Consider the following 14,899-nt stretch of genomic DNA (forward strand, 5'->3'; position numbering starts at 1 on the left):
GGAGTAGCGGCGAGTTTCATCTAGTTACCGCGAGGGAGCGAACTGAGGCCAACTAGAGCTAGGTAGGGTCAACTGCGGTTTTCCAGAATGGCTGAATCGCGTAGGAAAGCCTCATAGTGAGACCCCGGGGGTGACCGTGAACACCTCGTCTGCGTCCCACTCGCCGAGAACCTCGTCAAAGTGCCTGGATTCAGCATGTTTTCGCGGCGCCACGCGTACTCTGCCTCGCAGGCCTAGGCGTCGGGTCAGAAGACCGTTCGGGCGTCACAGAGCTGACCTGTCAATAGCGTCTCCTCGTCATCCGTCGACCACCTCGGCGTCGACGACGTCGCCGTTCTCGAGCTGTGGCGGGTACTCCACCGCGAACAGGCTGCGGTCTAGGCGCTCTGCGAGGGCGGCCAGGTCGACGACCTGTTCCTCGGGGCCGACGGGTACGTCGCCCAGGCCGTTGATCTCGACCGCGACGACAGCGTCTTTGCCGTAGTGCTCGCGGTGCTGGCGCTCCAAATACCAGGCGTCGGCGCGCCAGTCGGGCGATGTGCGGTCCTCTACGGTCTCCTCGACGATCTCGCCGGTCACGGAGTCGCGGAACCGGCGGGTGGTGACCTTGGTGACGATGCCGCCGTCGGCGACGCGGCGGATGTTCATCATGGCGCGCGCGGCCGCCGTGGCGCGGGCGGTGCGGACTTTCTCGTACAGGGCTGCGTACTCCTCCTCGTCGGGGTCCGGGTCTTCGCCTGCCTCGCGGGCTTCGACTTCGGCGCGTCCGCGGGCCATCCACGCCAGGAAGCTCGAGCGGGAGACCCCGGCCATCTCGGCGGCCAGCTCGACGGCCACGCCCGTGCGCGAGGCGCCGACGAGGCGCGCCTCGACCTCTTCGGAGAGCAGGCGTGGGCGACCGCTGCGGCTCTGCGGCCGGCGTGCCTTGCGTCGGGTGGACATGGTGTTCCTCGGAGGGCGGGTCAGCGGCTGGAGGTGAACATGTGCCCGCACGCGGGGCACGTGGCGTGGGGAGCGCGGCCCTCGCCGTCGGGGCTGAGCTTGTCGCCGTCGCGTTCTCCGTCGTCGGGCAGGTGGAGCAGGGGCGTCTCGTCCTCGCGGCCGCCGCCGGGGAGGGTCTCGGGGTCGACCTGGCCGAGCATCTTGTCGATCTCTTCGTGCGGGATGGCTAGGGAGTCGAACAGCTCCGCCTCGTTGGTGGCTAGGTCCTCGAGGACCTCGGCGAGTTCGCGGGGGTCCCATCCGCCCTCGCCGGGCAGTCGGTTCAACTTGATGGCCAGGGCCTCGGCTTCGGCATCGTTCTTCGATGACCAGCCGCGCAGGATGGGAACGAGCCAGCCGCCGTCCTCGTCGATGGCGATGCCGCTCGGCGCGCGCATGCCGCGGGACTGCATCTCGATCAGGGACTCACGGCGGCCGTGGCCGTGGAGGGTTTGCTGGGTGCGCTCGTCGACGACTGGTATCTCCACTAGGCCGTGCATGTCGATCGACGCGATGATGAGCTCGAGTTCGTGCCGCTTCGGGTTACGGGCCGCCGGTGTCAGGTCGGTGAGCGGCACGTAGGCGATGAAGCGCGGCGGCCTGGCGATCGTCTCGGTCACGGCTGGTGCGGTCCTCTCCCATGCGTCGGTGTCCGGCAGCGGGAGAGGGCTGCGAGCCCGCGGACTCCTACCGCGGCGCCCCGCCTCGCAAGCGGGGCATGCCGTCATGGCCGGCCCTCACCCGCCGCCGGGCCGGTTCCGCCCTCGTACCGGATGGGGCGGAGCCGGAGCTCGGCCGCGTTCGGTGACGTCGCCGAATGCTGCAGAGCCGCAAGGAAGGTAGGAGGGCGCGCTGTTAGCGTCGCGTCCTCCACAAGGCGTTGCCCTGGGTGTACTATTCGGATCGGCTGGGAGAGCAACCCAGCTACCTGGGCCTAGGTGTAACAAAAAGCGGCCGGCGGCGTACCTCAAAGCGACGCCCCGAGACACCCCGCCCGGGAGGACCAAAACCCTGGGCCACGGCGTCCGGGGAAAGAGAGGAACACCCAGATGTCGAACGACGTCGCCGACGGCACCCCGGTTGAGGAGCCGAAGGAGCTCCCCCTGCCGTCTCTTGCGCTGATTGGTGCGCTTGCCCGCGCCATGGAAGAGCATCAGGAGGTGGTCATCAAGCCGCGGAAGGACGCGCCGAAGGTGCCTCTGGTCGAGGGCTTCTTGAAGGAGAGGCGCAAGGACCTCGTCGTGGATGTCGATGGCGTAGAGGTCGGGTACTACAAGGTCTCCACCACCAGGGACCGGTTCGAGGTGGCCGACCGGTCCGCGTTCGACGCCTACGCAGAGGGCAAGGGCGAGATCGACATCGTCATCACCGCGAAGCCTGCGTTCGAGAAGGCGGCGCTCAAGCACGCCACTGTCAGCCAGGAGACCGGCACCGTCTTCGACCGGCGGACCGGTGAGGAAATCCCCGGCGTCAAGTTCGTCCCGGGCGGGCAGCCCACTGGCAATGTCACCTGGACATGGAAGAAGCGCAATGGGGAGCCGGTCGGTAAGGACGTACTGCTGAGGGCTTACCGGGGCGGTCGACTCGACGAACTGCTGAAGGAGACGCCGGAGTTGCTGCCCACGAGGCAGCCCGGCGCGAGCGACGAGTGACGACGGCCGCTTGGGTCCGGCCTCCTGCGGCCGGGCCCCTCTCCCCAGGAACCCAGACCATGACCACGACTGCGACCGACCGGAGTCGGAACTTCTCCGACCGAGCGCACCGCATTCTTTTCGAGCTCGCCATGCATCCCGACGGCGAGTGGGTCGGCGTGACGTCCATCTACACCAGTCTCGGGCTGAACTCTCACGAGGTTCGCGGCGCCCTCACCGAACTGCGCAACGCGGGCATGGCCGAGAGGAAACGGCGCTACGTGCGCGACGAAAAGACCGGCCGCCGGACACACCGCACCTACTTCCGCCTGACCGACACCACCAGCGAGGCATCCGCATGACCAGCCGCCTAGCGAGCCCCACGGCGGTCCGTCACAACCGGCGTCGCCCCTACTACGTCCACGTAGAGTCGACGACCGTCCGCAACACGCGCCTCAGCTACCGGGCGCTCGGGCTGTTGACCTATCTCCTCGATCAGAAGGAGGGGTGGCAGGTTCGGTCCGACCAACTCTCCAAAGGAGAGGGCCGCGAGGGACGTGAAGCCATACGGACCACGCTGCGCCTGCTCGCGGCTGAAGGCCACTACCGCCTCGAGCGGCGCCGACTGCGCAACGGCAAGGTAGTCATGGGCACGGCGGTGTCGGAGTATCCCGTGGAACAGTGGATCAAGGATCACGAGATTTTCAGCACCCAGAAGGATCCGGCCGTCCCCGTCGTCGAGCAGGAGGACGGCACGTTCTTCGTCGAGTACCCCGACGGCACCCTCGGCAGTGACGGGTTCGAGATCGACCCGTACGACGACGCGGAACCCCCCGCCGACCCGGAACCTGAGCCGGGTAAGGGCTTGGCTGAAGAGGAGCCACCCGCCGAGGAGCAGCAGCCCGCCACACCGCCGAAGAACGCCACCCGTACGCGACGCCCTCGCCGAACTCCAGCACAGAAGGCCGCCGATGACGCGAAGAAGGAGGCTGCAGCCAACCAGAAGGCCGAGGAGAAGGCTGCCCTGGACGCGGCCGCTGAGGAAGTCGCCAAGTGGTGGTGGGACGACGCCGAGAAGCACCTCGGCCCATTCGTCGGCAAGACGAACGGCTACGTCGCCATGCGCGGCATGGTGAAAAAGGCGCTGGAGAAGGGCTACACCAAGCGGCAGTGCGCGGACGCCCTCCGGCACGCACGCAAACACCTACCAAGCGCGCAGCAGTGGCAGAACGCCCTTGGGGTCATCACCAACCGCATTGTTCCGAACCAGTCCAACGGGCGGGCCCCGTACAGCGACTCGGCGACCTGGGGCTACCAGGGCGACGATCCGCCAAGCACGCCCGTCGGCACCACCAGCACCCCGGCAGACGACCTTGACGACGCCACCTTCGGCGTCCTCGCACGACCGTAAGGAGCGCCACGATGTCGGTCACCACGGACACCCGAGCCCCCGCTCCGGCGCGCGGCCTGAACGCCCTTGGAGATTTGAGCGCTCATCTCCTCGGTGTCCTCGAGCGCGGCGGCGCCGACATGTCCCAACTCGGCGTGCCCGCCCAGCCCGAGCCGGAGGACGGCCTCTGGGAAGACGTGGCCGTACCGCAGGCCCGCGCGCGGCGGAACATATGGCGGAACAGCATCCTCGATGCCTCGCACGACGAGTACCTGTCGTTTCGGCTCGACCACCTGGACGAGAACCAGAAGCCGAACACGCTTCGGAAGTGGCTCAAGTCGCTGGTGGAGGCTAAGAAGCTCGGTGCGCGGCCGTCGCACCTCAACCTGATCATGACGGGCAACATCGGCAGTGGGAAGACAGCCGGGGCAATAACGATCGGCAACGAGGCAGCGGAGCGGGGCCTGTGGACCCTGTTCGTCAAGCATGCCACCTACCTGACTTGGCGGCGCCCGGACTCTGCACCACGCAACTTGAAGGCATGGGAGGTGCGCAAGCAGTTCGTGGAATGCGACCTGCTCATCCTCGACGAGCTTTGTGGCGAGATGGACATGACTGCCACCGAGTTCGCTCGCAGGGAGACCATCGACCTGATCGAATCCCGGATCGCGTCCGGTCGGCCCACGGCGTACACCACGAACCTGCGCAGCCGCAGGCAGCCGGGCAGTCAGGGCATGGGCGTGGTGGACATCCTGGGGGAGCGGCTGCTTTCCCGGCTCGAGTCCTCCGCCCACCTGGTGAAGGTCGTGGGCCCGGACAGGCGGAAGCCGGCGAAGCCGCTCGACTGGTGACCACCGGAGCGAATAGGCCTATGTGTCCTGGAAACTGACGAGGTGGGAGTTGCAGACGCAGGCGCAAGAGGCGAAAGACGCTATATCGTTTAGTCGATCCGGAAGGCTATGAGCATACGCCGACCGGGGAGACCCGAACGAGAGGAAAGGTGTCTTGAAACGTCTGTCCGCCCGCTCAGACACGGATGAGGAGCCAAAAGCTCTCGATGACTCCGATGTACCGCCCCTCAGTGGCCGGGAGCGCTTTGGTGCTGGGCTGACCGCCCTGGGCGGGGCCGCCGTCGGAGGCCTCGGTTTCTATGCATCGTTCGACGCTGTGTCCAAGGCGGCCGCGTCCTGGGGCTTCACCGAACCGTGGGTCCTGCCCACCGCCATCGACTCAGCCATCCCCGTCTTCACCGGGGCGTATCTCTTTCTCATCCGTATGGACATGCCGCTGTGGTGGGCGCGGCTCGTTCCCTGGGCCCTGAGCCTGGTCACCTGCGCGCTGAACGTCGCCTCCGGCGACTCCCTGTGGTCCAAGGTCGCCCACGGGGCCATGTCCCTGCTCTGGGTCGCCGTCTCCGAGATCGCCGCGCACACATACGCCGTCCGCATCGGCGCGGCCACCGGCCGCCGCCGGATGGACAAGGTGCGGCGGTCCCGTTGGTTTCTCGACCCTGTGGCCACCTTCCTGCTCTGGCGCCGCATGCAGTTGTGGGAGCTGTCGTCGTACGACAAGGCCCTCGAGCTCGAGCAGGAACGGCTCGAGTACCGGGCGCTGCTGCGTAGCAAGTTCGGTCGGGCCTGGCGCAGGAAGGCGCCCGTCGAATCGCTGCTTCCGCTGCAGCTCGTCCGCCACGGCCGCCCACTCAGGGAGACAGCCGCCGCCGGCCTGCTCGCAGCGGGCATCGAGCCCACAGGCATCTTCGCCTCAGCACCTGAGCCGCCCGTGCTTCCGGCCCCGGCCCTTCCGGTTCCGGGGGTGCCCGTCGTGCCCGCCCCGGCCAAGCCCCCGACTCCGTCCGTTCTGCCAGCCGTCAAAAAGCCCCGCCCCGTCGCGGTCACCGCGCCTGCGCAGCAGGGCGGCATCCCGCAGTGGAGTACCGAAGGTGAGCTGTACGAGATCATCAAGGACGTCATCGACAACGGCCGCCGGGACGTGTTCAACGGACCGCTGACCGGCAGGGCGATCGGCCTGGTGCTCGGCAAGCACGAGGGCGAGGGGCGTAAGGTCCGTAGCCGCCTCATCAAGACCTATGCGGCGACGAAGGGCATCAGCATCCCGGACAAGGCCACCATGAACCAGGTCTTCGCCTTGTTTGGCCAAGCGCTGACGCCAGCCAACCCGTAGGGCATCCTGCCCCTACCCGTACCGAAGCGGCGGGCTCCCCACCTGGGGTGCCCGCCGCCTGCATGATCGGACCCTTCCACATGACACCGGAGATCCTGGCCCGGGTCGCTTCCGCTCGAGCGGCCCGTGACCTGTCCGACCTCGCCCGGCAGGCTGTCGCGACGACCGCACAGACCGCCAGCCCGACGGAGCGCATCCGAGAGGCCCGCCGACTACGGGAGTTGGCCAACCAGGTTGTCGAACTGGTCGTGCTCGCCGAGGCCCTGGGCGGTGCGTCCTGGGAGGAGATCACGGATGCACTCGGCCGGCGGGAGCCGGGCACCGTGGAGCGGGAGTTCGCCGAGGACGTCGCCGAGTGGGGCGCCAAGACCGAGGAAGAGTTGGAGTGCGCGGCCGAGGGGCACGACGCCATTGACGAGTGGTACGCCCGGCATCGGGAGGACCAGGACCCGGAGCGCCCAGCTCCTGTTGCGGATCTTCTCAACAGGCATTGAGCTACCCGACCAGGCGGGTAGAATAGTAAGCCGATGTCAACGGCGAGAGGTTAAGCCCTCCACCGTTGCATCCTCCGCGGGAGAGCAACCCGGGGAACCACGAAGTGAGGGAACACCCAGATGCCTGGTATCACCGCGCCTCAACGGCCGCGTACATCCCGGAAGCCGACCGGGCTGCCGAACCCGCCGATGATCCTCCTTGCGGGGGCTGAGAAGACCGGCAAGAGCCGTCTTGCTGCTGAGGGCACCGCCTCCGAGTTGCTCGGTATGACCTTGTGGATCGAGATCGGGGGCTCGGAGGGAACCGCCGACTACTACGGCCGACTCCCCGGGGCCAACTACGAGATCGTCAACCACGATGGCAGCTACCAGGACATCCTCGACGCCGTCCGTTGGGCCGTCGCCCAGCCGCCCGCCGTCGAGGGCAAGCGGAACATGATCGTGCTGGACAACTTCACGAACCTGTGGGACATGCTCAGCGACGAGCAGGCCCTTTACGCCCGGTGGAGGGCGGAGAAGAAGGCGAACGAGCAGCGCCGCCGCGGCCCCAACCCCGACCTCCCCGTCACCGTGGACCCCGACCTGTGGAACCGGGCGAAGGACCGGTGGGGCGAGATCCTGTGGCATCTGCGGCGGCACTCCGGCCCCGTGATCCTCATAGCCCGCCAGGAACTCGTCACCGCGTTCGAGAACGACAAGCCCACCCGGGACAAGACCCGCAAGACCAAGGCGGAGAAGAACCTCCCGGCCGCGGTCGACGCCATCGTTGAGCTCCACGCCCTGGGGGAGGCGTACCTGACTGGCGTCCGTACGCTGCACTGGGATGTCATGCCCGGCCAGAGCGAGCGGTTCGAGGATTTCAGCATCGACGCCCTGCTACGCCGCATGGGCTTCCAGGAGGCCGCCGCCGCTCGCCAGGTCACCGAGGCCCGGCCGGAGGCGTACCTGGACGAGCAGCAGAGGCAGCGCCCCCAGCAGAACCAGCAGCAGAGGCAGCGTCCCCCGCAGCAGAGGCAGGCTCCTGCCCAGCGGGGCGAGCGGCCGAAGCTGACCGGCGACCAGGCTGTCGAGCTGATTCGAAGGGCGCTCGCCGACGAGAGCAACCCGGAGGCCGAGCTGCAGGGCGTCCGGGAGACGTGGGGCATCGTCACCCTGCAGCAGATCCCAACCCGCACGCAGCAGTGGGGCGAGATGAGCGCGGACGACCTGATCACCCGCTCCCTCGCGTACGCCAAGGGTCGCGCCGAGTGGAAGCGGCAGCAGAGTGCCGATGGGCAGGCGGAGCAGACCTCGGCCCCGGCGGCGCCCCCGCCTGGCGCGGCCGCGGCGGACGGGGCCCGGGAGCACCAGGTCCACGAGGAGTCGGAGCCGCCGGCCGACGACGACGCGCCCCCGCCGCCGGACCCGCAGGCAGAGGAGCCGCCGCTGGACGAGTCCCCGGAGGACACCAGCGCGGCCGAGGAGCCCCAGGACGTTCCCGCCGCCCGGCCTCCGGCTGTACCCCGCGCGCCCCGCAGGCCCCGGAACGAGGCCATCGCGCTCCGGGCGCTGAACGCCGAGGCGGACGTCCAGGCCCGGATCAAGATGATGACTGTGGGTGAACACCTCGAGCCGATCTCCGAGGCGGGCGACCCGCCCATGACCGTGCTCCGGGACTACCTCCAACAGCACCGGCCCGCGATCATCGCTCAGCTCGAGCAAGAGGGACACACGGAGCTCGCCGCCTACTACCGGAACGCCCCGACCGTCGACCCACAAATTCAGGAGAAGTTCGCCCCGTACTTCGCGGGCGCGCCCGCCGGGCAGTGAGGTGACGTGAGGTGACGCGCGCCCGACCTCCTTCGGGCGCGCCTCCCCGGCGTGCTTCCCCCTCCCACTCTCATCACCTCACCAGGGCGCGCCCGTGCTGCTCGCGCGCGCCCAGATCGTCCGCGCGCCGTTCCGCCCCTGCATCGCTTGTGTGCGCTCGGTCATTGACCGGGATGCCATACGGTCCGCGGGTGTTACGCCTTCTCCGTCCACCCCAGGAAAACCGTGCGACGGTGAGGCCGGGAGCGCAGGATCATGTTGTTCGAAGGGTCGTCCGAACCATCGAGACCCACGCCCCGACCAGGGCACGGCACGGCACGAAGGAACCTGATCATGCGTCTGATCTTCATCGACGACAGCCGGCAGAGGAACTGCCCCCGCAAGGGCCTGGGAGACCTCGTCGCCCTCGGCGCCGTCAGCGTCCCCGAGAAGGCGATCTCGCCGTTCGCCGAGTCCCTGCAGGAGATCAGGAACAATCTCGGCATCCCCGACGACGAGGAGCTCAAGTGGAAGCCGGCGAAGGGGAGCTTCCTGGCGACCGCCGGGCGCGAACTCGTCACCCAGCTCCGCCGGCGCATGCTCCAGGCTGCGATTGATCACGAGATCCGGTCGATGGTGGTCATCCTGGACCACTCCGCGGCCTACACCGGACGCACGCTGGCCCAGGTCGGCCAGGAGATCCTCAAGTGGCTCTACGAGCGCATCACCATGCACCTGGGCGATAACGGGGAGATCGGCATCGTGATCGCGGACAAGCCTGGCGGCGGGCCAGCACAGGAGGGCAAGTGGCTCGCGGAAACACTCAAACTGACGAACGGCGGCACCGAGTACGTCAAGCCGGACAAGGTCGTACTGCCCATCGTCACGGCCCCAGCCACCACATTCCGCACCTGCAGCTTGCCGACCTCGTCGTCGCGGCGTCCACCGCGGCCGTCGCCGGCATCCCGGCCGGACTCGCCCTCAAGGACCTGCTCTATCCGCTCGCCCACCAGCACGGGCTCGGAGCCATCAACGGCGCCGGCGTCGTCATCTTCCCGGACCACCCCAACCTCTACTACTGGGCGTTCGGGGAGACGCTCTACGCGAGGCCGTCCTACATGATGGGCTACGACCTCCCGCGTCCCGAGAGCACGTACTTCGAGGACGACGGCCTTCAGGGCGAGACACCGGCCCCGTCGCCGGAGTGAGAACGGTTCCGAGGAGGTCAACGGCATCGGGCGCCCGATAGGTGCGGCCGTCGCGGACCGAGCCTCGGGATGCCACCGTCGCGGTCATGGCACGGACGGCCCGATGTCAGTGCCATGCCGCAGACTTGGAGGATGCACCGGAACGGCAGGCTGTTCAGCAGCGGGACTCTTCGCGACTATCTGCACAAGAATCTCCAGAAGATCACCCAGGCGGTCGACGCATGGGATCCCGAGAAGTTCCTGATAACGACCGAGGCCGACGTCATCGAGGAACTGACGAACGCCTTCCGCATCGTGGTGCCCACGCTCGACCGCGAGGGCGTCGGGATCGAGCCGCTGAAGCAGGGCTACGGAGTCGTCGAGAGACTCGGAGACTCCCTCAGGGTCGCCCAGAACACGGTCACACTGCTGGTTCCCTACACCGGAGACCGCGCCATCTTCGCCCTCCAGCCCAACCCCCACATGGAACCGGGACCACAGGGGACGGTGACCGACACGGAGGTCAGGCTCGCCTGGACCGGCCAGAGCACGGACCACGAATTCGTACGCCGAGCCCTGGACGAGAGGATCAGCGAGATCACGAAGTGTCTCGGCTGGGCGCGGGCCAACGTCAACGGCTACAACGCACAGATCGAGCAGGTGATCCCTCAGAGGGTGCATGCCCGCAAGCAGGCTCTTCTTGCCAGCAGGAACCTTGAGGCCTCGCTCGGGTTCCCGATCCGCAAGCGCACGGACGCCAAGACCTACGAGGTCCCGCTGGTCCGGAAGAAGATCAAGACGGAGTCCGCCGAGTCGTCCACGGACCCTTCGTTCAAGCCCGAGCATGTGCTCGCCGACGCGGACTACGAAGAGGCGCTGCGGGTCCTGAAGAACGCCCGTAATCAGCTGGAACGCTCACCCTCGCTGGCCGGCAAGCTCGACGAGGAGGAGATCCGGGATGTGTTGCTCCTGGCACTGAACTCCCAGTTCGAGGGCACGGCCGCGGGCGAGGTGTTCAACTTCAAGGGCAAGACCGACATCCTCATCCGGGTCGAGGACAGGCACGTGTTCATCGGCGAGTGCAAGTTCTGGAAAGGCCCGAAGACCATCACCGACACGCTGAACCAGTTGCTCGGCTATCTGACCTGGCGGGACACCAAGGCGGCCGTGCTGTTGTTCGTCAGGGAGAAGGCGTTCTCCGAGATCGTCTCCAAGGCCCTGGGGAAGCTGGAGGAGCATCCCAACTTCAAGCGGCGGGGCTCGACCAACGAGTTCGGCACCCGCCATGACTTCGTCTTCCATGTCGATGGAGATCCGTCCCGCGAGGTCAAACTGGCCTTCCTTCCCTTCCACCTCCGCCAGGCCGACTCCGGCAGCTGAGACGGGCACGGTCAACGGTCAGACACAAGCCCCGTTCACAACGTTCCCGGCGCGCCCGTGCCGTCCCCCGGGCGCGCCGATCCGCGCGCACCCAGGCGCGCCTCGAGACCACGCGCCCTCACCCCGGCCGCGCCGCGCGCCAAAGCAGACGCGCCCTGGCGCGCGCCCTTGACCTGTACATTCCCGCAGGCGCGCCGCGCGCCTGATCGTGGCGCGGCTCGTCGAGCGCGGCCCCGGGAGATGACCGTGCGGGGCCCTGGTCGGCGCGCCTAGACGCGCGCGGGCTGCTCGAGGGTGAGCGCCCAGCGGCGCGGTGGGCCGCGCGGCCGCGCGCCGATCGACCGTTCCCGCACCGAGGACCGCGCCAGTCCCGCGCGCGGTCCAGCCTCCAGGCGCGCCCGGACATGACGAAGGGCGCGCCATCGGGCGCGCCCTGGGAGAGTGGACGATCGGTCGAGAGCGCGCCTACTGCGCGCCGGACCGGGCCGCGCGCCGGATGTCCCGACGGTCGCGGCGCTCCTGCTGCTTGGCGGCACGGTCCTCGCCGCGGACCTGGCGCAGGAGCGCGAGCAGTTCCTGGGGGTGGGCCTGGCCGAGGAGCTTGAGTGCCTGGAGCCGGTGGTTCGGCTCACTCGGCATCCGCCCCTGGCGTGCGTCCGCGTACTGCACGGCGTAGCGCAGGAACGAGGCCTCGGTCTGCACGCGCTGCCGGAAGCCTTCGACCCGGCGCCGGTGAGTGGTACGGCTCTCGCCGGGCGCCGGCTCGGGCATGAAGCCGGCCGGATCCTCGAGCATCAGGCGGCAGATGTCCGCCGTCCTCCTGGCTACTCTGTGTGAACGGAACGCGAGCTCCTCGACCCGTGGTGACGTCGGCTCGGGCACCGGCTCCCCGAGGACCAATCCAGTCCACCGATCGGAGAAGGCGTCATCGTCCAGTGCCGCCAGTTCCTTCGCATGCTCGTGGGCCAGGTCGTCGACGACGTCCTGGATCGGGCCCATGGCGGCCTTGATCGCCGCCCGCCACGGCGCGATACGGGCCTGCTGCTGCCGCTTGGTCTCCCCCTCCTGGAGGGGGTTGTAGGTCTTCGCTCGCCGCCCGGCCGTCTCGAGGGCGAGGAGCGTACGCGGGGCGAGCAGGGGCGAACTGAAGGCTTCGCCCTGGACATCCCGAGGGACCCGCCGGTCGGTGCCGCCCGTGACGTAGGCGACGACCCTGTCCATGAATGCGTCGTCGCTCAACCGGGACAGACGCTGGATCTCGGCCGCGACCTTCCGCGCATCAGCCATAGGGGGTGCTCCTCCGTTTCGGGTAAGGCCCGTGCTCTCGGGCTCTGGGTGTGCCTGTAAACAGGGTGAGGTGGCCGCACGGTCGCGAAGAGGCGTAGCCGGATCATCGCAGGAGCATCCGCTCCCCGGCCCCGAGTGCTCTACACGCACCCGGTTGATCGGCCCCGTCTTGGCCAAAGGCGACCACGGGCCGTAGGAACACCCTCTTCCGAGAGATGCGTGTCAGCCCATAAACCTTTGACCGGAGTCTCAGACGCGGTTCTTCGCGGCGGCAGTACGGCCACCTCGCTGCAGATGGTACCCGCCGGCCGGAGGACGGACGGGCGGCGTAGGCCTTACTCGGCCTGATGGGACGTCCTCTTGGTCGTCAGGGACTCGATCATCGGGGCGAGCTTGCTCGGCTTCCACACGAGGTCATAGCTCGTCTGGGAGGCAGCCAGTACACCCAGGATCGTGACCATGGTCAGCTTGCTGTGCTGGAACTGATCCCAGCCTCCAGCCGCCGCCACGGCGAAGACGCCGGCCACGAGCGAGACCACGACCGCGACAGCCTTCTTGTACTTCGCCGACCAGGCCGGGCGCTGCACGACCGCGGTGAGCAGCGGGAGCACAGCGCCGACCTGACCGCCGGTGGAGAGAGCTTCGAGCGTTGGAGACATGGTGTTGCCCTTCATGCGGGATTACGTGACGGGCGGACTGTGCGCGAGGTCGGTGCCTTACGTCGCGTCCTGAGTCAGCCGCTGGACCCGTCGCCCAGGTCCTCGGCGATCTCCCGCGGCGGGGCAGGGGCGGGGCGCTCATAGAGCTTCACGACCAGGGCGCGGAGCTGGTGGATGTACTCGACGGCCGCGGCCTTCCAGCGCCTCCACTGCCGCTGTTCCTCCTCCAGACGTTCGACCCGGCTCTCGAGTGTGGCCACTCTGTCGAGCGTCTGCGCGTTCGTCGCGCGCTGCTGCTCGAGGAGCTGGGTGAAGCCCTGGGTCATGGTCTGTACCGAATCCACGGTGTCGGTCTTGCGCTGGTTCCCTCGGTACACCAGCCACGCCCCACCCAGCACGCCAGTCATGCCGAAGATCGGAGAGAGGACAGGCGCCAGAGAGGTGAGCAGCTCCACGGGGGCGCCTCCTCGGTCATCGGCCGTCGGTTGGGGTGCGCGGGAGCCGGGGCCCGAAGTCCCGCGGCTCCCCGCGACGATGACGTTGGAGGAGGGTGGTGGTTAGCGTCGCGTGCTGGCTGCCGTCAGACTCCGTCGATCAGGCGCTCGGCGAGGTACGGGGAGAAGGTGCCTGCCGGGGTGTTGTCGGGAGCGATGCCACACTGGCCGTCCGAGTCGCCGGGGTACTTGATCCACAGCAGGTACTCGGCTCCGCCGACGCCGACCGAGCTCGGGACTCCGAGACGGCGGCCGGCCGGGTTGCAGTAGTCGACGTGCTGCCCGTTGTCGTCCACCGCGCCGTTGCCGTTGCGGGCGGTGTCGATGACAAACTTCACGCCGGTCACGCCCGCGCTGGCGAGCTCGGTGACGACCTGGTGGCCGTAGCCGCAACTGATGTCGGTGGCGTCGAAGTTGCTCACGCCGATCGCGATGCGCTCCGTCGACGCGATGCCGCCCTTGATGAGCCGGGCCGCCGTCTCCGCGGGCTTGAGCCACGTCGCGTTGCCGGCATCGAGGTAGGCCCGGACGAGCGGCTTGGCACCGAAGGCCTGCGCCGCGTAGGTCGACAGTTCATATCGCTTGTCGCGGGCCTCCTGGGTGGGCAGGGACTCGGCCTGGGCGAGGGAGTCGGGTTCGACGATGACGATGGCGGGCCGGTCCCCGATCCCGGCAACGAAGGCGTCGACCCACGCCTTGTACGCCTCGGGGGTGAGCGCACCGCCGTGGGACTCGCCACCGTTGTCCCGCCAGTACATGTTGTACGCGGCTAGGATGGGCACCTTCCCGGCCGCGGCCGCCGCGGACACGTACGCGTCGACGTCGGCCTGGATGTTCTGATTCCAGTCGCCGAACCACTTGGCTCCGGGGCGCCGGGCTATCGCGTTGCGGATCTTCGCGGCTCGCCCGTCGGTGGGGTTGAGGGCCAGCCACTTGAGTGCGTTGCTGTCGGGGTCGACGTAGAAGCCCTCTCGGACGGTCGACGTCGTCAGGCGGACCTCTGCGAGCGTGACGGTGACGGGCGTGCCCTGCCCCATCTGGAAGGACACCTGACCGGTGGTCGTGTCCAGGTCCGAGGTGAACGTGTAGACGAACGACGTGTCGACGGTGCCCAGGACGACGGTCTTGTCCAGGGCCGCAGTCCACGGGTCAGAGCCGAGGCCGACCTGGACGCGCAGCGAGGTGTTCACCTGGGAGGCGCGGGCGGTGAAGGTCAGGGTGTACGCGGCGCCCTTGCGCAGCACGATGCCGTCCTGCCCGAGCGGTGCGTCCCACAGGTTGACGGCGTCGGTCGTGGCGGTCGCGTCCATCCCGCCGGCGGAGCCCGCGGCGATGCTGACCTTGGCGGGGTCTCCCGCCCACCAAGAGGTGGTGCCGTTGCTGAAATCGTGGTTGCTGACGAGGTCGCCGTAGGTTCCGGCCAT

General features: G+C 68.3%; 15 protein-coding genes. 9 read left to right on the forward strand and 6 right to left on the reverse strand.

Annotated features, from left to right (window positions below; genetic code table 11):
• Positions 1–297: 297 nt before the first annotated feature.
• Positions 298–942 carry a hypothetical protein gene (locus tag IM697_RS18060; RefSeq protein ID WP_194048719.1) on the reverse strand — a complete coding sequence of 215 codons (645 nt, stop codon included), beginning with the start codon at positions 940–942 and terminating at the stop codon, positions 298–300.
• Positions 943–962: 20 nt separating this feature from the next.
• The gene (locus tag IM697_RS18065) at positions 963–1,601 is read right to left on the reverse strand and encodes a ParB N-terminal domain-containing protein (RefSeq protein WP_194048720.1); all 639 of its coding nucleotides are present in this window, start codon (positions 1,599–1,601) and stop codon (positions 963–965) included.
• A 429-nt stretch (positions 1,602–2,030) separates the two neighbouring features.
• On the opposite strand from IM697_RS18065, the gene IM697_RS18070 reads away from it, so the two are divergent.
• The 9 genes from IM697_RS18070 (at position 2,031) to IM697_RS18110 (ending at position 11,035) form a co-directional block, all read left to right on the forward strand.
• A complete protein-coding gene (locus IM697_RS18070; RefSeq protein WP_194048721.1) occupies positions 2,031–2,633 on the forward strand; it encodes a hypothetical protein in 603 nt (200 codons plus the stop codon).
• A gap of 59 nt (positions 2,634–2,692) precedes the next feature.
• Positions 2,693–2,974 carry a helix-turn-helix domain-containing protein gene (locus IM697_RS18075; RefSeq protein ID WP_194048722.1) on the forward strand — a complete coding sequence of 94 codons (282 nt, stop codon included), beginning with the start codon at positions 2,693–2,695 and terminating at the stop codon, positions 2,972–2,974.
• The gene (locus IM697_RS18080; RefSeq protein ID WP_194048723.1) at positions 2,971–4,023 is read left to right on the forward strand and encodes a hypothetical protein; all 1,053 of its coding nucleotides are present in this window, start codon (positions 2,971–2,973) and stop codon (positions 4,021–4,023) included. Before IM697_RS18075 ends, IM697_RS18080 begins: the two co-directional genes overlap by 4 nt.
• Before the next feature lie 11 nt (positions 4,024–4,034).
• Positions 4,035–4,853, forward strand: a complete 819-nt coding sequence (locus tag IM697_RS18085; RefSeq protein ID WP_194048724.1) for an ATP-binding protein — start codon at positions 4,035–4,037, stop codon at positions 4,851–4,853.
• A 316-nt stretch (positions 4,854–5,169) separates the two neighbouring features.
• A complete protein-coding gene (locus IM697_RS18090; RefSeq protein ID WP_265582722.1) occupies positions 5,170–6,186 on the forward strand; it encodes a DUF2637 domain-containing protein in 1,017 nt (338 codons plus the stop codon).
• 62 nt (positions 6,187–6,248) lie between these two features.
• Positions 6,249–6,680, forward strand: coding sequence for a hypothetical protein (locus IM697_RS18095; protein ID WP_194048725.1), 432 nt, complete (start codon positions 6,249–6,251; stop codon positions 6,678–6,680).
• Between the two features lie 189 nt (positions 6,681–6,869).
• Entirely contained in the window at positions 6,870–8,489 is a 1,620-nt protein-coding gene (locus IM697_RS18100) for a DEAD/DEAH box helicase family protein (protein WP_194048726.1), read from the forward strand.
• Positions 8,490–8,822: 333 nt separating this feature from the next.
• Positions 8,823–9,590: a hypothetical protein gene (locus IM697_RS18105; protein ID WP_194048727.1), complete on the forward strand. Its 768-nt coding sequence runs from the start codon at positions 8,823–8,825 to the stop codon at positions 9,588–9,590.
• Positions 9,591–9,808: 218 nt separating this feature from the next.
• A complete protein-coding gene (locus tag IM697_RS18110; RefSeq protein WP_194048728.1) occupies positions 9,809–11,035 on the forward strand; it encodes a hypothetical protein in 1,227 nt (408 codons plus the stop codon).
• 465 nt (positions 11,036–11,500) lie between these two features.
• Here the strand turns inward: IM697_RS18110 and IM697_RS18115 are convergent, their stop codons facing one another.
• From IM697_RS18115 to IM697_RS18130, 4 genes are all read right to left on the reverse strand, one after another.
• Positions 11,501–12,322 carry a hypothetical protein gene (locus IM697_RS18115; protein ID WP_194048729.1) on the reverse strand — a complete coding sequence of 274 codons (822 nt, stop codon included), beginning with the start codon at positions 12,320–12,322 and terminating at the stop codon, positions 11,501–11,503.
• 335 nt (positions 12,323–12,657) lie between these two features.
• Positions 12,658–12,981, reverse strand: coding sequence for a hypothetical protein (locus IM697_RS18120; RefSeq protein ID WP_194048730.1), 324 nt, complete (start codon positions 12,979–12,981; stop codon positions 12,658–12,660).
• 74 nt (positions 12,982–13,055) lie between these two features.
• Positions 13,056–13,388 carry a hypothetical protein gene (locus IM697_RS18125; protein WP_194048731.1) on the reverse strand — a complete coding sequence of 111 codons (333 nt, stop codon included), beginning with the start codon at positions 13,386–13,388 and terminating at the stop codon, positions 13,056–13,058.
• 173 nt (positions 13,389–13,561) lie between these two features.
• Positions 13,562–14,899, reverse strand: a complete 1,338-nt coding sequence (locus IM697_RS18130; RefSeq protein WP_194048732.1) for a glycoside hydrolase family 6 protein — start codon at positions 14,897–14,899, stop codon at positions 13,562–13,564.

Origin of the sequence: Streptomyces ferrugineus, from assembly GCF_015160855.1 — a bacterium.
In the GTDB taxonomy this organism is placed as follows: Bacteria; Actinomycetota; Actinomycetes; order Streptomycetales; family Streptomycetaceae; genus Streptomyces; species Streptomyces ferrugineus.